General features: G+C 73.4%; 19 protein-coding genes. 15 read left to right on the top strand and 4 right to left on the bottom strand.

The genetic code is table 11. From position 1 onward, the window contains the following. Positions 1 to 1,243 (top strand): glycoside hydrolase family 10 protein (locus ACFWUQ_RS23355; protein WP_384541187.1); only part of this gene is annotated, 1,243 nt, incomplete at its 5' end. Positions 1,244 to 1,251: 8 nt separating this feature from the next. Here the strand turns inward: ACFWUQ_RS23355 and ACFWUQ_RS23350 are convergent. Next, the gene (locus ACFWUQ_RS23350; RefSeq protein WP_384541184.1) at positions 1,252 to 1,449 is read right to left on the bottom strand and encodes a DUF1918 domain-containing protein; all 198 of its coding nucleotides are present in this window, start codon (positions 1,447 to 1,449) and stop codon (positions 1,252 to 1,254) included. Between the two features lie 57 nt (positions 1,450 to 1,506). Beyond that, positions 1,507 to 2,478 carry a DMT family transporter gene (locus ACFWUQ_RS23345; protein WP_384541181.1) on the bottom strand — a complete coding sequence of 324 codons (972 nt, stop codon included), beginning with the start codon at positions 2,476 to 2,478 and terminating at the stop codon, positions 1,507 to 1,509. On the opposite strand from ACFWUQ_RS23345, the gene ACFWUQ_RS23340 reads away from it, so the two are divergent. The 5 genes from ACFWUQ_RS23340 (at position 2,477) to ACFWUQ_RS23320 (ending at position 7,113) form a co-directional block, all read left to right on the top strand. After that, entirely contained in the window at positions 2,477 to 3,937 is a 1,461-nt protein-coding gene (locus ACFWUQ_RS23340; protein ID WP_384541179.1) for a PLP-dependent aminotransferase family protein, read from the top strand. The two genes, ACFWUQ_RS23345 and ACFWUQ_RS23340, sit on opposite strands and share 2 nt — an antisense overlap. A gap of 66 nt (positions 3,938 to 4,003) precedes the next feature. Beyond that, positions 4,004 to 4,624, top strand: coding sequence for a histidine phosphatase family protein (locus ACFWUQ_RS23335; protein WP_384541176.1), 621 nt, complete (start codon positions 4,004 to 4,006; stop codon positions 4,622 to 4,624). After that, positions 4,621 to 5,397 (top strand): N-acetyltransferase, encoded by a 777-nt coding sequence (locus tag ACFWUQ_RS23330; RefSeq protein ID WP_384541173.1) that lies wholly within the window; start codon positions 4,621 to 4,623, stop codon positions 5,395 to 5,397. Before ACFWUQ_RS23335 ends, ACFWUQ_RS23330 begins: the two co-directional genes overlap by 4 nt. Positions 5,398 to 5,520: 123 nt before the next feature. Further along, entirely contained in the window at positions 5,521 to 6,297 is a 777-nt protein-coding gene (locus tag ACFWUQ_RS23325; protein ID WP_384541171.1) for a sulfite exporter TauE/SafE family protein, read from the top strand. Positions 6,298 to 6,375: 78 nt separating this feature from the next. After that, positions 6,376 to 7,113, top strand: coding sequence for a VOC family protein (locus tag ACFWUQ_RS23320; protein ID WP_384541168.1), 738 nt, complete (start codon positions 6,376 to 6,378; stop codon positions 7,111 to 7,113). A gap of 142 nt (positions 7,114 to 7,255) precedes the next feature. Here the strand turns inward: ACFWUQ_RS23320 and ACFWUQ_RS23315 are convergent, their stop codons facing one another. After that, positions 7,256 to 7,861, bottom strand: coding sequence for a dihydrofolate reductase family protein (locus ACFWUQ_RS23315; RefSeq protein ID WP_384541166.1), 606 nt, complete (start codon positions 7,859 to 7,861; stop codon positions 7,256 to 7,258). A gap of 196 nt (positions 7,862 to 8,057) precedes the next feature. Between ACFWUQ_RS23315 and argC the strand changes: the two genes are divergently transcribed. From argC to ACFWUQ_RS23290, 5 genes are read left to right on the top strand one after another with little or no spacing between them, the layout of a single operon-like run. Then, a complete protein-coding gene (argC, locus tag ACFWUQ_RS23310) occupies positions 8,058 to 9,098 on the top strand; it encodes an N-acetyl-gamma-glutamyl-phosphate reductase (protein ID WP_384541164.1) in 1,041 nt (346 codons plus the stop codon). Next, complete coding sequence (argJ, locus tag ACFWUQ_RS23305; RefSeq protein WP_384541161.1) at positions 9,095 to 10,252, top strand: bifunctional glutamate N-acetyltransferase/amino-acid acetyltransferase ArgJ; 1,158 nt, start codon at positions 9,095 to 9,097, stop codon at positions 10,250 to 10,252. The genes argC and argJ overlap by 4 nt, the downstream gene beginning before the upstream one ends. Further along, positions 10,249 to 11,154 carry an acetylglutamate kinase gene (gene argB / locus ACFWUQ_RS23300; RefSeq protein WP_384541159.1) on the top strand — a complete coding sequence of 302 codons (906 nt, stop codon included), beginning with the start codon at positions 10,249 to 10,251 and terminating at the stop codon, positions 11,152 to 11,154. The genes argJ and argB overlap by 4 nt, the downstream gene beginning before the upstream one ends. Next, entirely contained in the window at positions 11,151 to 12,371 is a 1,221-nt protein-coding gene (locus tag ACFWUQ_RS23295; RefSeq protein ID WP_384541157.1) for an acetylornithine transaminase, read from the top strand. The genes argB and ACFWUQ_RS23295 overlap by 4 nt, the downstream gene beginning before the upstream one ends. 7 nt (positions 12,372 to 12,378) lie before the next feature. Further along, positions 12,379 to 12,930, top strand: a complete 552-nt coding sequence (locus ACFWUQ_RS23290; RefSeq protein ID WP_384541155.1) for an arginine repressor — start codon at positions 12,379 to 12,381, stop codon at positions 12,928 to 12,930. Between the two features lie 33 nt (positions 12,931 to 12,963). On the opposite strand, the gene ACFWUQ_RS23285 is transcribed toward ACFWUQ_RS23290, so the two are convergent. After that, the gene (locus tag ACFWUQ_RS23285; protein WP_384541194.1) at positions 12,964 to 13,659 is read right to left on the bottom strand and encodes a L,D-transpeptidase family protein; all 696 of its coding nucleotides are present in this window, start codon (positions 13,657 to 13,659) and stop codon (positions 12,964 to 12,966) included. A gap of 226 nt (positions 13,660 to 13,885) precedes the next feature. Here ACFWUQ_RS23285 and ACFWUQ_RS23280 point away from each other — a divergent pair, with 226 nt between their 5' ends. The 4 genes from ACFWUQ_RS23280 to ACFWUQ_RS23265 all read left to right on the top strand — a co-directional run bounded on the left by ACFWUQ_RS23280 (position 13,886) and on the right by ACFWUQ_RS23265 (position 18,859). Beyond that, a complete protein-coding gene (locus tag ACFWUQ_RS23280) occupies positions 13,886 to 15,079 on the top strand; it encodes an argininosuccinate synthase (RefSeq protein ID WP_384541153.1) in 1,194 nt (397 codons plus the stop codon). A 131-nt stretch (positions 15,080 to 15,210) separates the two neighbouring features. Beyond that, positions 15,211 to 16,638, top strand: coding sequence for an argininosuccinate lyase (gene argH / locus ACFWUQ_RS23275; protein WP_384541150.1), 1,428 nt, complete (start codon positions 15,211 to 15,213; stop codon positions 16,636 to 16,638). A gap of 119 nt (positions 16,639 to 16,757) precedes the next feature. Continuing rightward, positions 16,758 to 17,309, top strand: a complete 552-nt coding sequence (locus ACFWUQ_RS23270) for a TetR/AcrR family transcriptional regulator (RefSeq protein WP_384541148.1) — start codon at positions 16,758 to 16,760, stop codon at positions 17,307 to 17,309. Further along, positions 17,306 to 18,859: an MFS transporter gene (locus ACFWUQ_RS23265; RefSeq protein ID WP_384541146.1), complete on the top strand. Its 1,554-nt coding sequence runs from the start codon at positions 17,306 to 17,308 to the stop codon at positions 18,857 to 18,859. The genes ACFWUQ_RS23270 and ACFWUQ_RS23265 overlap by 4 nt, the downstream gene beginning before the upstream one ends. Positions 18,860 to 18,933 lie beyond the last annotated feature (74 nt).

Below are 18,933 nucleotides of genomic sequence, written 5' to 3'. Positions count from 1 at the left end.
GGGCGGGTCTGCCCCCGCGGCGGCGGCCCCGGCGGCTTCGGCCCCCGCCGCGGCGGCCGCGGCGGTCGGGGCCGGGGGCCGCCGACGGGGCGCGGGCGGGGCCGAGTTCAGGGGCATGTGGATCGCCTCCGTACTGAACGTGGACTGGCCGAGCCGCAGCGGACTGTCCGCCGCCCAGCAGCGGGCGGAGCTGATCACTCTGCTCGACACCGCCGTGGAGCGCCGGCTGAACGCCGTGATCCTCCAGGTCCGTCCGGCCGCCGACGCGCTGTGGCCGTCCCCGCTGGAGCCCTGGTCGCAGTGGCTGACGGGACGGCAGGGCGCCGACCCCGGCTGGGACCCGCTGGGCACGGCCGTCACCGAGGCCCACGCGCGGGGGCTGGAGCTGCACGCCTGGTTCAACCCCTACCGGGTCGCCACCCACGCCGATCCGACGCGGCTGGTGCCCGAGCACCCGGCCCGGCGCAACCCGGAGTGGATCGTTGCGTACGGCGGCAAGCTGTACTACAACCCCGGCCTGCCGGAGGTGCGCCGCTTCGTCCAGGACGCCATGCTCGACGCGGTGGAGCGCTACGCCGTGGACGGGGTGCACTGGGACGACTACTTCTACCCGTACCCGGTCAGCGGCGAGTACTTCGACGACGACGAGGCGTACGAGGAGTACGGGGGCGGCTTCGCCTCCCGCGCCGACTGGCGCCGGCACAACACCGACACCCTGGTCCGCGAGATGGCGGAGCGGCTGCGCGAGGCCAGGCCGGCGGCGCGGTTCGGCATCAGCCCCTTCGCGGTCTGGCGCAATGCGGACCGGGACCCGCTCGGCTCCCCGACGCGGGCGGGCCTCGGCACGTACGACGACCTGTACGCGGACACCCGCAAGTGGGTCACCGAGGGCTGGATCGACTACGTCGTCCCGCAGGTGTACTGGCACCTCGGCCATCCGACGGCCGACTACGCGGACGTGGTCCCCTGGTGGGCGCGGACGGTGGCGGGCACGGGCGTGGACCTGTACGTGGGGGAGGCGCTGTACCGCAGCGACGCGAACAGCCCCACGGCCGCCTGGCGCGATCCGCAGGAGCTCTCGCGGCACCTGCGGTTCGCGAAGGAGTACGCCGAGGTCCGCGGCCACGTCTACTTCTCGGCGAAGCAGGTGGTCGCGGACCCCAATGGTGCGATGGCCCGGGTGGTCGCCGACCACTACGGCTCGGCGGTGCCCCCCCCGGTGAGCCGGCGGGCGAATCGGTGAGCCGCCGGTCAGGGCTCGGGCGTCTCGGGGTGGCGGACCGTGCAGTCCGGTCCGGGAGCCATCAGCGCTTCGTGCCCGTCCTGGAAGCGGACCCGGTACGGGGGGGTTCCGTTCTCACCCAGGACCTGGGTGATCTCGCCCACCTTGTCATGCTGTCCGACGATCCTGCCGTGCTGTACCAGCTGGTCGCCCTCGGTCGCGCGCATAACTGACCTCCTCGGTGGCGGTCCGATCCGGTGCTAGCAGTTTAGGTCGTTCCGGCGCTATTTGACCCGTTGGGTGAAGGCGATGCAGACGAGGACCGCGCAGGCGGCGACCGGCGCCGCGGGGGTGAGGTGCTCGCCCAGCAGGGCCACCGACCACACCAGGGTCAGCAGCGGCTGGGCGAGCTGGAGCTGACTGGCGCGCGGGGCCCCGATCTCGGCCATGCCCCGGTACCAGACGTACAGGCCGAGGAACGTGGAGCCCGCCGCCACCCACACCAGGCCGGCCAGGCCCCGGCCGGTGAGGTGCACCGGCTCGTGGGCGAGCCCGAGCACCGAGCCGGCCAGGGCGAGCGGCAGGCACAGCACCAGGGCCCAGCCGATCACCTGCCAGCCGGGCATGAACCGCGCCAGCCGGCCGCCCTCGGTGTACCCGGCGGCGCACACGAGCAGCGCGGCGAACAGGTAGCCGTCGCCGGCCGTCAGGGAGCCGCCGCTGCCGCCCAGCGTGAATCCGAGGACCACGAGCGCCCCCGCGACGGCAGCCGCCCAGAACCGGACCGAGGGGCGGACTCCGGTGCGCAGCGCGGCGGTCACGGCCGTGGTCAGCGGGAGGAGCCCGACCACGACGGCGGCGTGCGAGGTGGTGGAGGTCCGCAGGGCGAGGGTGGTCAGCAGCGGGAAGCCGACCACCACGCCGGCGGCGACCACGGCCAGACCGGCCCAGTGCTCGCGAGCGGGCAGCGGAATCCGCCGGGCCAGCAGGAACCCGCCCGCGATGACGGCCGCGAGGACGCTGCGCACGGCGACCAGGGACCAGGGGCCGAAGCTCTCCAGGCCCCAGGCGGTGGCGGGGAAGGTCAGCGAGAAGGCGACGACGCCGAGGGAGGCGAGCAGGGTGCCCCGGCCGCCGGGGGCGCCCCGGTCCTGTCGCGCGGTCGCCGCCCGGCCCCCGCCGCCCGCGCCGATCCGTGCGGTGGAAGGAGGCACCGCTATCGCCGTGGTCCCGGTAGCGCTATTCTTTGCTCTCATGAACGAGCGTAGCAGTGTGGCCGAGCTGGTGGAATCCCTGCGCTCCGAGCTCAACCGCTACTCAGTAGGTGGAAAGCTCCCGTCGAGTCGGGCACTGGTCGAGCGCTACCGGGTCAGCCCGGTCACGGTCTCCCGGGCCCTCGGCCGACTCGCCGCCGAGGGGCTCGTCGTCACCCGCCCCGGCGCCGGGGTGTACCGCGCGGAGTCCCGCGCGGCCTCGGGGCCCGCGCTCGGGGACACCTCCTGGCAGGAGGTCGCGCTGAGCGCGGAGGGCGGCGGGGAGATCGTTCCCCGGTCCGTCGACGCCTCGGGCGTGCTGGGATCGCTGGCCGCCCCGCCGTCCGGCGTGATCGAGCTCAACGGCGGCTACCTGCACCCCTCGCTCCAGCCCGAGCGGGCCATGGCGGCCGCCCTGGCCCGGGCCGGGAGGAGGCCGGGGGCCTGGGGGCGGCCGCCCGTCGAGGGGCTGCCCGAACTCCGCGACTGGTTCGCCCGGGAGATCGGCGGGGCCGTCACCGCGGCCGACGTACTGGTCACCGCGGGCGGGCAGAGCGCCCTGGCCACCGCCCTGCGGGCGCTCGCCCCGCCCGGGGCGCCGATCCTGGTGGAGTCCCCGACCTACCCCGGCCTGCTGGCCATCGCCCGGGCCTCGGGCTGCCGGCCCGTACCCGTACCGGTGGATGCCGACGGGGTGCGGCCCGAGTTGCTGGCCGCGGCCTTCGAGGCGACCGGCGCCCGGGTCTTCGTGTGCCAGCCCCTGTTCCAGAACCCGACCGGATCGGTCCTCGCCCCCGGTCGGCGGGTGGAGGTGCTGCGGATCGCGCGGGCCGCCGGCGCCTTCGTGGTCGAGGACGACTACGCCCGCGCCCTCGCCCACGAGGACGCCGGGCCACTGCCCGCCACCCTGGCCGCCGACGACACCGACGGGGTCGTGGTGCATGTCCGGTCCCTGACCAAGGCCACCTCGCCCAGCCTGCGGGTCGGCGCCGTGGCCGCGCGGGGCCCGGTGGTGGACCGGTTGCGCGCCATCCAGGTCGTCGACACGTTCTTCGTGCCCCGGCCGCTCCAGGAAGCCGCCCTGGAACTCGTCGGAGCGCCCTCCTGGCCGCGCCACCTGCGCACCGTGGCCGCCGAGCTGCGCCACCGGCGGGACGTCCTCGCCGGCGCCCTGCGGCGGGAGCTGCCCGACCTGGCGCCGGCGCACCTGCCGTCGGGCGGCTACCAGTTGTGGGTCCGGCCGGGCGGCGGCGAGGACGACGCAGCCTTCACGGCGACGGCCCTGCGCGCCGGGGTCGCGGTTGCGCCCGGCCGCCCGTACTTCTGCGCGGAACCGCCCGGTCCGCACGTACGGCTGAGCTTCGCAGGGGTCGCCGGGCCGGGTGAGCTGGTGGAGGCGGTCCGGCGGCTGCGGGCCGGAGCGGCGGGCCGACAGGCGGGCGGGCCCGGTCGGGACGCTTGACCCCGCGCGGCGGGCGGCCCGGTCCGGACGCTTGACCCCGCGCGGCGCGCGGCCCACCATCACCGCATGCATGTTCGGGTTTCGCTGGTTGCCGCAGCCCGTAGTTCCGCGCTGCTCGGCGAGCGGTTCGACGACGACCGCCCGCTGGACGGGGCCGGCTGGCGGGCGGTCGAGTCCGCCGCGCGCGACCTCGTCCCGCTGGGCGCGGCCGACCTTCGGTACTGCTCGCCCACGCCGCGCAGCCGCGCCACGGGCGAGGCCCTCGGGTACGCCCCACTGGCGCAGCCCGCGCTGCGCGAGTGCGACATGGGCCGCTGGCGCGGACTGACCCTGGCGCAGGTGACCGCACACGAGCCGGACGCGGTGGACCTCTGGCTCGCCGACCCCCGGGCCGCCCCGCACGGCGGCGAGTCCCTGCTCGCCTTCATCTCCCGGATCGGCGGCTGGCTGGACACCCGGCCCGCCGACGACGGGGGCGCCATCGTGGCGGTGGCGGAGCCCTCGGTGGTCCGGGCCGCCCTGGTCTACGCGCTGCGGGCACCGCCGCAGAGCTACTGGAACGTGGACGTCCGGCCGCTGTCCACCCTCACCCTGACGGGCCGGCCGGGGCACTGGCACCTCTCTCTGCAACCCCCGGTGGAAACCCTGTTGAGGGAGGACGGGCGCGGGCCTACCTTGCGGACATGACCGTACTGTCGATCACCACGCTCGCGGAGCGGCCCGAACTGGCCGACCGGCTCTGGGACATGCAGGACCCGTGGCCGGAGTTCGCCACCCACGACCCGCTCGCCTGGCTGCTGTACCCGCGGATGGCCGCCGAGCTGCCGGAGTACGTCCTGGTGGCCACGGACGGCGACGCGGTGGTGGGGCGGGCGTTCAGTCTGCCGTTCGCACTGCACGCCGCCGGCCGCGACGGGGTGCTTCCCGCGCGCGGTTGGGACCAGATCCTGATGTGGGCCTTCTCCGATCTGCGGCGCGGGGTCGAGCCCGACACGGTGAGCGCGATCGAGATCACCATCGCCACCGACCGGCAGGGCGAGGGGCTGTCCGGGCTGATGCTGGCCGCGCTGCGGGACAACGCCCGCGCCCGGGGCTTCGCCGAGGCGGTGGCCCCGGTCCGGCCGAGCGCGAAGCACGCCGAACCGGACACCCCGATCCACACGTACGCGTACCGGACCCGCGAGGACGGCCTGCCGCACGATCCGTGGCTGCGGGTCCACGTCCGCGCGGGCGGGGTCATCGACTCGGTGGCCCCGCTGTCGATGACGATCAACGGCTCGCTCGCGCAATGGCGCCGGTGGACCGGCCTCCCCTTCGACCGGCCGGGCCCCGTCCACGTCCCCGGCGCACTGGCCCCGGTCCGCTGCGAGCCGGAGCAGGGCTACGCGGTCTACGTGGAGCCGAACATCTGGGTCCGCCACGCCCTCGGCCACCCACTGGCCGAGCCGCCGAGGGCCTAGCCGCGGCGGGGGTCGCCGGGCGCTCCCGCGGTTCATGAACACCTCGTGGCGGATCCGCCCCCGGCGCCGCCGCGAGCGCCGCCCGCCCCCATACTGACGCGGGGTCGACGGGCGGGAACAGCGGTGGAATGGACGATCTGGGCGGGGTTCGCCGCCGGCCTGCTGATCTCGACGCTGACCGCGCCGGTCGGTGTGTCCGGGGCGGTCTTCCTGCTCCCGGTCCAGCTGAGCGTGCTGGGCGTGCCCAGCCCCGCGGTGACCCCGACAAACCTGCTGTTCAACGTCGTCGCCGGGCCCGGTGCGCTGTGGCGCTACCGCCGCCACGGCGCCCTGCGCGACGGTCTGGCCAGGCGCCTGGTCGTCTGGACCCTGCCGGGTGTCCTCGTCGGCGCCGCGCTCCGCGTGCTCGCCCTGCCCGGCCCCGACGTCTTCCGGCTGCTGCTCGCCGCCCTCCTCCTGCCGCTCGGGGTGTGGCTGTGCCTCCGTACCGGCCGGCCCGCCGCCCGGGCCGCGGCCGATCCGGAGCCGACCGGGCTCGCCGTCCTGGCCGTGTGCGTCGGCGTCGTCGGCGGCGTCTACGGGATCGGCGGCGGCTCCCTGCTCGGTCCCGTCCTCGCGGCCCGGGGCGTGCCCCTGGCCCGCGTCGCTCCCGCCGCCCTCGCCGCGACGTTCACCTCCTCGGTCGCCGGCGCCGGAGCGTACGCGCTGCTGGCGGCCGTCGGCCGGGGCCCCGTCGCGCCGGACTGGTGGCTGGGCCTCGCCTGCGGCGCGGGCGGGCTGATCGGCGGGTACGTCGGCGCACGGCTCCAGCCCCGACTGCCCGAGACCGCCCTGCGCCTGCTGCTCGGCTCACTCGCCGCGGCCCTCGGCGCGCTGTACGCGGTGCAGGTCTGCGGCTGAGCCCCTCCGTCGGCCCGTCTCCAGCGGTGTCCGACCACGGCGGCCTGCGGGCCGGCGGCAGCTTCTAGGATCTGCGGCATGGCGACACGACTCGTACAGATCAATATGAAGGCCCAGGACGACTCCGCGCTCGGCCGGTTCTGGGCGGAGGCACTCGGTTGGGGTGTCGACAGCGAGGGACCCGGCGTGACCAACCTCGAACCCGTGGGTTTCACCTACCCCGACCCCGCGGCCGTCTGCATCGACATCATCGCCCGCCCGGAACCCAAAACGGCCAAGAACCGCGTGCACCTCGATCTGGCCACCACCTCGACCGCCCATCAGGCGGAGTTGGTCGCGCGTTTGAAGGAGCTCGGCGCGACGCTCGCCGACGTGGGTCAGGGCGACGTCCCCTGGACGGTCATGGCCGACCCGGAAGGCAACGAGTTCTGCGTCCTGGAGCCCCGCCTGACCTACCGGGACACCGGGCCGATCGCCGCGGTGGTGGTCGACTGCGCCGACCCGCGAGGGATGGCCCGGTTCTGGGGCGAGGCGATGGACTGGACGCTGCACGAGGTCACCGACGACCAGGCGACCATGCGCTCCGCCAAGGGCGTCGGCCCCTACCTGGAGTTCCTCCGCACCCCCGACACCAAGCACGGGTGGAACCGCGTCCACCTCGACGTCCGCCCCTACCCCGGTGACGACCTGGCCGCCGAGGAAGCCCGACTGCGCGCCCTGGGCGCCACCGCCCCCGACATCGACCGGTCCGCGATCTCCTGGACGGTCCTGGCCGACCCGGAGGGCAACGAGTTCTGCCTCCTCACCCCTAGCTGACCTGAGCGGCGAGGCAGCCGCCGAGGCAGTCACCGGGCTCGTTGACCGCCTCGCCGAGCGCCGGGCCCGGTGAGCCACCGCTCCCGGACGGGCCAGGCCTATCCGGGCTGGGCAGCCGTCCGGAGCGGCGGACGGGGCGAGGTCATGCAGGGACGGCGAGCGGCGGGTGTTCGAGCACGCTGGGCTTGTACTCGACCAGCTGGATGCGGCCGTCGAAGGTGCGGTGCTCGATCATTTCGAGGGCGACGTCCGGATAGCCGTCGTAGATGCGTTCCTCGCCCGTGGCCCCGGTGATCACCGGGAACATCACGACCCGGAAGCGGTCGACGAGTCCGGCTCGTAGCAGGGACCGGCACAGGCTGAGGCTGCCGATCGTGCTGAGGAGCCCCGAGCCACTCGACTTCATGGCGCGGACCGCCTCGACAGCGTCGTCGCGGACGAGCGTGCAGTTGGCCCACGTCAGTGGCTCCTGGAGGGAGGAGGAGAACACCACCTTGGACGCTTGCGTGAGCTCGTCGACGGACGCCTCTTCCTCCGGCCTGAACTCGTCCTGGCCGTCGGGGACCTCGCCTGCGGCGAAGCCCGACATCAGGCGGTAGGTGTTCGCTCCCATCAGGTAGGTGGCCTCGGGCTGCTCGCCGAGCCACGCGAGGTACTCCGGCCCCTCAAGGCCCCAGAACCCGGGCCATCCCTCTCCCGACGCATGGCCGTCGAGGGAGGTGATGAAGTCGACGAGAAGCTCCGGCATGGCGGTGTCCTTTCCTGGGGTGTCACGAGCTTGGACCGACCGGGAGCAGCACACTCATCGGCCGCGCCGTGAAGCACCGAAGAAACGCCCCGGGCCGGCCATCGCCCCGTCGCAGCCCCCGGGCCCGGGAGCTCGGGGGAGCTTTGCATAAACGTGCAGGGAAACGTATAGTCATGCCATCGACGAGGAGGGTCCGATGGTGGTACGTGCAGCAGTGGCCGGAGCGAGCGGGTACGCGGGTGGTGAAGTCCTGCGCCTGCTGCTCGCGCACCCCGAGGTGGAGATCGGCGCGCTGACCGCGAACTCCAACGCCGGGCAGCTCCTCGGCTCCCTGCAGCCGCACCTGGTGCCGCTGGCCGGGCGGACGCTGGAGGCCACCACGCCCGAGGTCCTCGCGGGACAGGGCCGCCGGCACGACGTCGTCTTCCTCGCGCTGCCGCACGGCCAGTCGGCGGCCGTCGCCGCCCAGCTCGGCGACGACGTGCTCGTCGTCGACATGGGCGCCGACCACCGGCTCAAGGACCCGGCCGCCTGGGACGCCTTCTACGGCGCCCCGCACGCCGGGACCTGGCCCTACGGCCTCCCCGAGCTCCCCGGTGCGCGGGCCGCACTGGAGGGGGCCAAGCGCATCGCCGTCCCCGGCTGCTTCCCCACCGCCGTCTCGCTCGCGCTCTACCCCGCCTACCAGGACCGGCTCGCCGAGCCCGAGGCCGTGATCGTCGCCGCCACCGGCACCTCCGGCGCGGGCAAGGCGGCGAAGACGCACCTGCTCGGCGCCGAGGTGATGGGCAGCGTCACCCCGTACGGCGTGGGCGGCGGCCACCGGCACACCCCCGAAATGGTGCAGAACCTCTCCCCGCTGGCCGGGACCGAGGTCTGTGTCTCCTTCACCCCGCACCTCGTGCCCATGGCCCGCGGCATCCTCGCCACCTGCTCCGCCAAGGCCCGCCCCGGCACCACGGCGCAGTCGCTCCGCGCCGCCTACGAGAAGGCGTACGCGGACGAGCCGTTCGTCCACCTGCTGCCCGAGGGCCGGTGGCCGTCCACCAAGTCCGTCCACGGTTCCAACGCCGTCCACGTGCAGGTCGCGTACGACGAGTCCGCCGGCCGGATCATCGCGATCAGCGCCATCGACAACCTCGCCAAGGGCACCGCCGGCGGCGCCGTGCAGAGCATGAACATCGCCCTCGGCCTCCCCGAGAGCCTGGGTCTTTCCACGATTGGAGTCGCGCCGTGAGTGTGACGGCAGCACAAGGGTTCACGGCGGCGGGCATCGCCGCCGGAATCAAGGAGAACGGCGACCCGGACCTCGCGCTCGTGGTCAACAACGGGCCCCGGCTGGCCGCCGCGGGCGTCTTCACCTCCAACCGTGTCAAAGCCGCGCCGGTGCTCTGGTCCGAGCAGGTCCTGCGGGGCGCCGCCGTCGGCGCGGTCGTCCTGAACTCCGGCGGGGCCAACGCCTGCACCGGCCCCAAGGGCTTCCAGGACACCCACGCCACCGCCGAGAAGGTCGCCGCCGCCCTCGGCGGCGACGCCAACGCGGGCGAGGTCGCGGTCGCCTCCACCGGCCTGATCGGCATCCTGCTCCCCATGGACAAGCTGCTGCCCGGCATCGACACGGCGGTCGCGGCCCTGTCCCCGGACGGGGGCGAGGACGCGGCCGTCGCCATCAAGACCACCGACAGCGTGCACAAGACGGCCACGGTCTCCCAGGACGGCTGGACCGTCGGCGGCATGGCCAAGGGCGCGGGCATGCTCGCCCCGGGCCTGGCCACCATGCTCGTCGTCGTCACCACCGACGCCGACGTGGACAGCGCCACCCTCGACAAGGCGCTGCGCGCCGCCACCCGCACCACCTTCGACCGGGTCGACTCCGACGGCTGCATGTCCACCAACGACACCGTGCTGCTCCTGGCCTCCGGCGCGTCCGGCCTGGTGCCCGGGTACGAGGACTTCGCCGAGGCCGTCCGTACCGTCTGCGACGACCTGGCCCGCCAGCTGATCGGCGACGCCGAGGGCGCGAGCAAGGAGATCCGCGTCGAGGTCGTCGGCGCGGCGAGCGAGGAGGACGCCGTCGAGGTCGGCCGGTCCATCGCCCGGAACAACCTGCTCAAGTGCGCCATCCACGGCGAGGACCCGAACTGGGGCCGGGTGCTCTCCGCGATCGGCACCACCCGGGCCGCCTTCGACCCGGACCGGCTGAACGTCGCCATCAACGGCGTCTGGGTCTGCAGGAACGGCTCGGTCGGCGAGGACCGCGACCTGGTCTCCATGAAGGGCCGGGAGGTCCGCATCACCGCCGACCTGTCCAGCGGCACCGAGACCGCCGTCATCTGGACCAACGACCTGACCGCCGAGTACGTCCACGAGAACAGCGCGTACAGCTCATGACCGCCCGCAAGCACACCGCGCTGCCCAAGGCGCAGATCCTCATCGAGGCGCTGCCCTGGCTCACCCGGCACAACGGCAAGATCGTCGTCATCAAGTTCGGCGGCAACGCCATGGTCGACGAGGACCTCAAGGCCGCCTTCGCCCAGGACGTGGTCTTCCTGCGCCAGGCCGGCCTGCGGCCCGTCGTGGTCCACGGCGGCGGCCCGCAGATCAGCGCCCAGCTCGACAAGCAGGGCCTGGTCAGCGAGTTCAAGGCCGGGCTGCGCGTCACGACCCCCGAGGCCATGGACGTCGTCCGGATGGTGCTGGCGGGTCAGGTCCAGCGCGAACTGGTCGGTCTGCTCAACCAGCACGGGCCGCTCGCCGTCGGCATGACCGGCGAGGACGCCCGCACCATCACCGCGACCAAGCACACACCCGAGATCGACGGCGAGCTCGTCGACATCGGGCGGGTCGGCGAGATCACCGCCATCGACACCGGCGCGATCGAGGCCCTCCTGGCGGACGGCCGCATCCCGGTCATCTCCTCCATCGCACGCAGCGCCGACGACCACCACGTCTACAACGTGAACGCCGACACGGCCGCCGCGGCGCTCGCCGCCGCGCTCGGCGCCGAGACGCTGATGGTCCTCACCGACGTCGAGGGCCTCTACGCGGACTGGCCCGCCAGCGACGAGGTCATCAGCCGGCTCACCGTCAGCGAGCTGGACAAGCTGCTGCCCGAGCTGTCCAGCGGCATGGTGCCCAAGATGGAGGGCTGCCTGCACGCGGTGCGCGGGGGCGTGAGCACCGCCCGCGTCATCGACGGCCGGGTCCAGCACTCGATCCTGCTGGAGATCTTCACCGACGAGGGAATCGGCACGATGGTCGTGCCCGACGAGCAGCGAGGGGGAACGGCATGACGAGCGGCACCGGCAACGAGGAGTACCGCGCCCGCTGGCGGGGGGCGCTGACCGACAACTACGGGACCCCCGCCCTGGCCCTCGTACGCGGCGAGGGCGCACAGGTCTGGGACGCGGACGGCAAGCAGTACACCGACTTCGTCGGCGGCATCGCCGTGAACGCCCTCGGCCACGCCCACCCGGCCGTCATCGAGGCCGTGACCAGGCAGGTCAGCACCCTGGGGCACGTCTCCAACCTCTACGCCTCGGAGCCCGTCGTCGCACTCGGCGAGCGGCTGCTCCAGCTGTTCGGCCGCCCGGGCCGGGTCTTCTTCTGCAACTCCGGCGCCGAGGCCGTCGAGGCCGCGTTCAAGATCGGCCGGCTCACCGGGCGGACCCGCATGGTCGCCACCGACGGCGGCTTCCACGGCCGGACGATGGGCGCCCTCGCGCTCACCGGCCAGCCCGCGAAGCGGGAGCCCTTCCTGCCGCTGCCCGGCGACGTCACGCACGTCCCGTACGGCGACGTCGAAGCGCTGCGCGCCGCCGTCACCGAGGAGACCGCGCTCGTCGTCATCGAGCCCGTCCAGGGCGAGAACGGCGTGGTGGTGCCCCCTGCCGGCTACCTGACGGCCGCCCGCGAGATCACCCGGGCCACCGGCACCCTCCTGGTCCTCGACGAGGTGCAGACCGGCATCGGCCGCTGCGGCCAGTGGTTCGAGCACCAGGCCCACGAGGACGTCGAGCCCGACCTCGTCACGCTCGCCAAGGGGCTCGGCGGCGGCCTGCCGATCGGCGCCGTCGCGGCCTTCGGCGCGGCGGCGGACCTCCTGCGGCCCGGCCAGCACGGCACCACCTTCGGCGGGAACCCGGTCGCCTGCGCCGCCGGCCTCGCCGTCATCGACACCATCGCCGCCGACGGCCTGCTGGAGCAGGTCAAGGCGCGCGGCGAGCGGCTGCGCGCCGGCATCGAGGGCCTCGGCGGCGGCGGGACCGGTCATCCGCTGGTCTCCCACGTCAGGGGTGCGGGCCTCCTGCTGGGTATCGTGCTGACCGAGCCCCTCGCGCCCCAGGTGCAGCAGGCGGCTCAGGACGCCGGCTTCCTGGTCAACGCGCCCGCCCCCGACGTCGTACGGCTGATGCCGCCGTTCGTACTGACCGAGGCCGAGGCGGACGCGTTCCTGCAGGCCCTGCCCGGTGTCCTCGACGCAGCCCGCGGGGACGGATCCGGAGAATGAGACGACGATGAGTCAGGCGCAGGACAACGAGCACGGCGGCAACGAGCACGGCGGCCAGGCCGTCCCGCAGACCCGCACCGCCCGCCACCGCCGGATCGTGGACATCCTCAACCGGCAGCCGGTGCGCTCCCAGAGCCAGCTGGCCAAGCTGCTCGCCGACGACGGGCTGAGCGTCACCCAGGCGACGCTCTCGCGCGACCTCGACGAGCTGGGCGCGGTGAAGATCCGCAACACCGGCGGCGAGCTGATCTACGCGGTACCCAGCGAGGGCGGCTTCCGTACTCCGCAGGCCCCGCTGGGGGAGTCGGCCAAGGAGGAGCGGATGCGCCGCCTCTCCGGTGAACTGCTGATCTCCGCGGAGGCGTCGGCGAACCTCGTGGTCCTGCGCACCCCGCCCGGCGCCGCGCAGTTCCTCGCCTCGGCGATCGACCAGGCCGAACTCCGCGCCATCCTGGGCACGATCGCGGGCGACGACACGTTGATGCTGATCAGCCGCGACCCGGCGGGCGGCCAGGCCCTCGCCGACCACCTGCTGCGGCTGGCGCAGAAGGAGGGCTGAGCCGGCCGCGGCGGTGCGCCGCCGGGACCGGCCTCAGTACCGGGTCACGGCCAGGTCCCCGGACTCCGTGCCGATCGCGATGTGCGGGTCCCGCCCCGGGTCCGCCCAGCGCAGGATCTCCCGCATGGCCCGCTCCGGCACGGACACGCAACCGGCCGTCGCGCCCTTGCCGTTGACATGCAGGAAGATGCCGGCGCCGCGGCCGCGGACGGGCCGGTCGTAGTTGAAGGCGACGAGCAGGGCGTGCGCGTACTGCTTCTCGTACGTCACCAGGTGCTCCGCCTCGCCCGGCGCGCAGTCCGCGGGCAGCGGCTCGACCCAGCGGTTGTAGCTGTCCGACGCGTTGTCCTGGCACCACCACGAACGCTCCGTCACCCGCCGGTACCCGTAGGCCGTTCCGGCCGGCGCCGGGCGGATCCCGAAGGCGTACGGGAGGGCGTACAGGCCCGCCGGAGTGGTGTTCGTGCCCTGGGTCCGCGCGGCGCCCTCGGTGAGGCCGTTCGCGCCGAACCGGGCGGGCGCGCTCCCGGCCTCGTACCAGCGTCCCGCCCGCCGGTCCCACCAGGTCAGACGTCCCGTCGTGGAGCCCGGCGCGGGCGCCACGGCGGTGATCAGCTGGCTGCCGCCGCCCGTGTCGGCCAGGCGGGCGGGCAGCGGGACCTGGCTCCGGGGGGCCTGCGGGAGCAGGGCGGCGAGGACCAGTGAGCCGGTGACGAGAGCGGTACGCAGCACAGGCCGCACGCTACGGGGCGGACGGCCCGGCGCCGGCGCGGCAGGCCGTACGGGGCCCGCTCTTCACCGGAGCGCGCGGCACCAGGCGCGGCACAGGCGCGGCATAGGCGCGGCGCGAGTACGACGACACACCGGCTGACCTCCTCTTATGGCGTCGATTGACGAAACATACGGAGTAGTGCATAGTTATGCCTGTCGTTGAATGCACCGTAAGGAGAAACCCGTGACCGAGCGCGTCGTACTCGCCTACTCGGGCGGCCTGGACACCTCCGTCGCCATCGGCTGGATCGCCGAGGAGACGGGCGCCGAGGTCATCGCCGTCGCCGTGGACGTCGGCCAGGGCGGCGAGGACCTGGACGTCATCCGCAAGCGCGCGCTCGCCTGCGGTGCCGTCGAGGCCGAGGTCGCCGACGCCAAGGACGAGTTCGCCAACGAGTACTGCCTCCCGGCGATCAAGGCGAACGCCCTCTACATGGACCGCTACCCGCTGGTCTCGGCCCTCTCCCGGCCGACGATCGTCAAGCACCTGGTCGCCGCCGCCAACAAGCACGGCGCCTCGATCGTCGCCCACGGCTGCACCGGCAAGGGCAACGACCAGGTCCGCTTCGAGGCGGGCATCGCCGCCCTCGGCCCCGACCTCAAGTGCATCGCCCCGGTCCGCGACTACGCGATGACCCGGGACAAGGCCATCGCCTTCGCCGAGAAGGCGGACCTGCCGATCGCGACCACCAAGAAGTCCCCGTACTCCATCGACCAGAACGTCTTCGGGCGCGCCGTCGAGACGGGCTTCCTGGAGGACATCTGGAACGCGCCGATCGAGGACATCTACGAGTACACCTCGAACCCGGCCCTCCCGCGCGAGGCCGACGAGGTCGTCATCTCCTTCGAGGCGGGCGTCCCGGTCGCCATCGACGGCAAGCCCGTCACCGTGCTCCAGGCCATCCAGCAGCTCAACGACCGGGCCGGCGCCCACGGCATCGGCCGGATCGACATCGTCGAGGACCGCCTCGTCGGCATCAAGTCCCGTGAGGTGTACGAGGCCCCGGGCGCGATCGCGCTGATCACCGCGCACCAGGAGCTGGAGAACGTCACCGTCGAGCGCGAGCTGGCCCGCTACAAGCGGCAGGTCGAGCAGCGCTGGGGCGAGATGGTCTACGACGGCCTGTGGTTCTCCCCGCTCAAGCGGGCCCTGGACGGCTTCATCAACGAGGCCAACCAGCACGTCACCGGCGACATCCGGATGACCCTGCAGGGCGGCCGCGCCGTCGTCACCGGCCGCCGGTCGGACGTGTCCCTGTACGACTTCAACCTCGCCACCTACGACTCCGGCGACACCTTCGACCAGTCGAAGGCCCAGGGCTTCATCGAGATCTTCGGCCTCTCCTCGAAGATCGCCGCGCGCCGCGACCTGGCCTGAGCCGCCGTCCCGTGCGCGCCGCGGGCCGCCCGCCGCCCGCCGCGGGCCGTACTCGGACCGCCTCCCCGTTACCTCCGCGGCGGGGAGGCGGTTGCACATCCAAAGCCATGCAGTCTTGAGGAGCAGTAGCTGTGAGCAGCAACAACGGTGACGTCCGGCTCTGGGGCGGCCGCTTCGCCGACGGCCCTTCGGAGGCGCTGGCCCTGCTGTCGGCGTCCGTCCACTTCGACTGGCGCCTCGCGCCCTACGACATCGCCGGCTCCCGTGCCCACGCCCGTGTGCTGCACAAGGCGGGCCTGCTCACGGCCGAGGAGCTCGACCGCATGATCACCGGGCTCGACGAGCTGGAGGCCGATGTGGCGAGCGGCTCCTTCACCGGCACCATCGCCGACGAGGACGTGCACACCGCCCTGGAGCGGGGCCTGCTGGAGCGCCTCGGTGCCGAGCTCGGCGGCAAGCTGCGGGCCGGCCGGTCCCGCAACGACCAGGTCGCCACCCTCTTCCGGATGTACCTGCGCGACCACGCCCGGATCATCGGAGGCCTGATCGCGGACCTCCAGGACGCGTTGGTCGGCCTCGCGGAGAGCCACCCCGACGTGGCGATGCCGGGCCGTACGCACCTCCAGCACGCGCAGCCGGTGCTCTTCGCCCACCACGTACTGGCCCACGTGCAGTCCCTGTCCCGGGACGCGGAGCGGCTGCGCCAGTGGGACACCCGGACCGCGGTCTCCCCGTACGGCTCGGGCGCCCTCGCGGGCTCCTCGCTCGGCCTGGACCCGGAGGCGGTCGCGGCCGACCTGGGCTTCGAGCGGGGCTCGGTCGGGAACTCCATCGACGGCACGGCCTCGCGCGACTTCGTCGCCGAGTTCGCCTTCGTCGCCGCGATGATCGGGATCAACCTGTCCCGGATCGCGGAGGAGATCATCATCTGGAACACGAAGGAGTTCTCCTTCGTGACCCTGCACGACGCCTTCTCGACCGGCTCGTCGATCATGCCGCAGAAGAAGAACCCGGACATCGCGGAGCTGGCGCGCGGCAAGTCGGGCCGCCTCATCGGCAACCTGACCGGCCTGCTGGCCACGCTCAAGGCCCTGCCGCTCGCCTACAACCGGGACCTCCAGGAGGACAAGGAGCCGGTCTTCGACTCCTGCGACACCCTCGAAGTCCTGCTGCCGGCCTTCACCGGCATGATGGCGACCCTCACGGTCAACCGGGAGCGGATGGAGGAGCTGGCTCCGGCGGGCTTCTCCCTCGCCACCGACATCGCGGAGTGGCTGGTCAAGCAGGGTGTGCCGTTCCGGGTGGCGCACGAGGTCGCGGGGGAGTGCGTCAAGGTCTGCGAGGCCGAGGGCATCGAGCTCGACCAGCTGACGGACGAGCAGTTCGCGAAGATCTCCCCGCACCTGACCCCCGAGGTCCGGACCGTCCTGAACGTCAAGGGCGCCCTGGCCTCCCGCGACGGGCGCGGCGGCACCGCGCCGTCGGCCGTGGCGGTCCAGCTGACCGAGCTGAAGGCCGACCTGGTCATCCAGCACGCCTGGGCGGCGCACAAGCAGTAGCGCCCACGCGCACCGTCCCCGCAGGGGCGGCCGGAGCCCCGCTCCGGCCGCCCCTGCGGCATGTCCGCACGCCCCGACCCGATGAGACGTGAACGTCTCATTCGGGTTATGCTTGTCTCATGGCCATGGATCGTGACCAGGTGCTCCGCGACGCGGCGGCCCTGCTCTCCCGCAAATCGACCGCCACGATGGACGAGGTAGCCCGCGCCGCAGGCATCGGCCGCGCGACCCTGCACCGGCACTTCGCCGGCCGCGACGCCCTCGTGCGGGCCCTCGAAGAACTCGGCATCCGCGAGTTCGAGGTGGCGTTCGACAACGCCCGCCTGGACGAGGGCACGGCGGTGGACGCGCTCAGACGCCTCGTCGCCGAGGCCGAGCCCAACGCCGAGCTGCTGGCCTTCCTCGTCACCGAGAACCAGTTGTTCGAGGGGGACCGGATCCACGAGGGCTGGGCCCGGCTCGACGCGCGCGTCAGCGCGCTCTTCCGCCGGGGCCAGGCCGAGGGCGACATCCGGATCGACCTGAGCCCCGCATGGCTCACCGAGGCCCTCTACGGCCTCATCGGCACCTGCGCCTGGGCCGTCATGGACGGCCGGGTCGCCGCCAAGGACTTCCAATACATGATCATCGAGCTCCTGCTCGGTGGCGCACGACGGAGCGTGGAGAAATGACCGGAACCGTGCAGTCGAGCCGCACGAAGGGGTTGGAGGGCGGCAGCGGGCCGAGCCGCGGGCGCTGGCTGGCGCTCTCCGTGCTCGTGCTGGCCGTCCTGCTGGTCGCGGTGGACGCCACCGTGCTCGGTCTGGCCACGCCCGCCCTGAGCGAGGACCTCAAGCCCTCCGGCACCCAGCTGCTGTGGATCGGCGACATCTACTCCTTCGTCATCGCCGGCCTGCTCGTCTCCATGGGCTCCCTCGGCGACCGCATCGGCCGCAAGAAGCTGCTGCTCGTCGGCGCCACCGCCTTCGGAGCCGTCTCGGTGCTCAACGCCTACGCGACCAGCCCCGAGATGATGATCCTCGCCCGGGCCCTGCTCGGCGTGGCCGGCGCGACCCTGATGCCGTCCACCCTCGCGCTGATCCGCAACATCTTCCACGACCCCAGGGAGCGCAGCCTCGCCATCGGCATCTGGGGCGCCACCGCCTCGGCCGGCGCGGCCGTCGGCCCGGTCGTCGGCGGAGCCCTGCTCCAGCACTTCTGGTGGGGCTCGGTCTTCCTCATCAACCTGCCCGTCATGGCCGCCCTCGTCCTCGTCGGTATCAAGCTGCTGCCCGAGTCCAAGAACCCGGTCGCGGGCCCGTGGGACCTGGCCAGCGTCGCCCTCTCGCTCACCGGTGTCATCGGCGTGGTCTACGCCGTCAAGGAAGTTGCCACCCACGGCCCGACCCCGGCCGTCTGGGCGGCCGCCGCCATCGGCGCCGGGTGCCTGTACGGCTTCGTCCGCCGCCAGTTCAGCCTGCCGTCCCCGCTGCTCGACATGCGGCTGTTCAAGCACCGCGGGTTCTCCGGCGCGGTCCTCGCCGACCTGCTCACCGTCTTCGGCCTCTCCGGACTCGTCTTCTTCCTCTCCCAGTTCCTCCAGCTCGTCCAGGGCCGCGACCCGCTGGAGGCCGGCCTGGCCGAACTGCCCGCCGCCATCGGGGCGGTGGCCACCGGCCTGGTCGCGGGCCGGTACGCGCGCAGGTACTCGGTACGGTCCGTCGTGGCGGGCGGCCTCGCCGCGATAGGCCTCGCGCTGGCCGCCCTCACCCTCGTCCACAAGGAGAGCGGCTATCCGCTGCTCGGGGCGTCCCTGCTCGTCGTCGGCCTCGGCGCCGGCTTCTCCTTCACCGTCACCGCCGACGTGATCCTCTCCAGCGTGCCCAAGGAGCAGGCCGGTTCGGCCTCCGCCGTCTCCGAGACGGCGTACGAACTCGGCGCCGCCCTCGGTATCGCCCTCCTCGGCTCCATCGTCACCGGCGTCTACCAGGGCTTCACCGCCCCGGCCGGCGTCCCCGCGCCCGTCGCCGACGCGGCGCACGAGTCCCTGGGCGGAGCCGTGGAAGCGGCCAAGGCACTGGATCCGCACACCGCCGGACAGATGGTCGGCGCCGCCCAGGAGGCCTTCGTGGACGGGCTGCGGCTGGCCTCCGGTGTCGGCGCGGCCGTCCTGCTGGCCACCGCCGCGGCCGCCTGGTTCCTGCTCCGCGACCAGAAGCTCCAGGACGGCATCGAGCACTGACCGGCAGATTCAGGCCAAACCGCCTGCTCGGGAACGCAGTTGACAGTCCGCGGAAGCGCGGGACACCATCCCCG

The sequence above is a fragment of the Streptomyces sp. NPDC058662 genome, from assembly GCF_042716255.1.
Classification (GTDB): domain Bacteria; phylum Actinomycetota; class Actinomycetes; order Streptomycetales; family Streptomycetaceae; genus Streptomyces.
This window is presented reverse-complemented; position numbering and strand designations above follow the sequence as displayed.

Bases quoted from the DNA above. Each gene is read 5' to 3' on its own strand.
- ACFWUQ_RS23350 (WP_384541184.1), bottom strand. From the start codon at position 1,449: ATGCGCGCGACCGAGGGCGACCAGCTGGTACAGCACGGCAGGATCGTC.
- ACFWUQ_RS23340 (WP_384541179.1), top strand. From the start codon at position 2,477: ATGAACGAGCGTAGCAGTGTGGCCGAGCTGGTGGAATCCCTGCGCTCC.
- ACFWUQ_RS23345 (WP_384541181.1), bottom strand. From the start codon at position 2,478: ATGAGAGCAAAGAATAGCGCTACCGGGACCACGGCGATAGCGGTGCCT.
- ACFWUQ_RS23335 (WP_384541176.1), top strand. From the start codon at position 4,004: ATGCATGTTCGGGTTTCGCTGGTTGCCGCAGCCCGTAGTTCCGCGCTG.
- ACFWUQ_RS23330 (WP_384541173.1), top strand. From the start codon at position 4,621: ATGACCGTACTGTCGATCACCACGCTCGCGGAGCGGCCCGAACTGGCC.
- ACFWUQ_RS23320 (WP_384541168.1), top strand. From the start codon at position 6,376: ATGGCGACACGACTCGTACAGATCAATATGAAGGCCCAGGACGACTCC.
- ACFWUQ_RS23315 (WP_384541166.1), bottom strand. From the start codon at position 7,861: ATGCCGGAGCTTCTCGTCGACTTCATCACCTCCCTCGACGGCCATGCG.
- argC (WP_384541164.1), top strand. From the start codon at position 8,058: ATGGTGGTACGTGCAGCAGTGGCCGGAGCGAGCGGGTACGCGGGTGGT.
- argB (WP_384541159.1), top strand. From the start codon at position 10,249: ATGACCGCCCGCAAGCACACCGCGCTGCCCAAGGCGCAGATCCTCATC.
- ACFWUQ_RS23295 (WP_384541157.1), top strand. From the start codon at position 11,151: ATGACGAGCGGCACCGGCAACGAGGAGTACCGCGCCCGCTGGCGGGGG.
- ACFWUQ_RS23290 (WP_384541155.1), top strand. From the start codon at position 12,379: ATGAGTCAGGCGCAGGACAACGAGCACGGCGGCAACGAGCACGGCGGC.
- ACFWUQ_RS23270 (WP_384541148.1), top strand. From the start codon at position 16,758: ATGGCCATGGATCGTGACCAGGTGCTCCGCGACGCGGCGGCCCTGCTC.
- ACFWUQ_RS23265 (WP_384541146.1), top strand. From the start codon at position 17,306: ATGACCGGAACCGTGCAGTCGAGCCGCACGAAGGGGTTGGAGGGCGGC.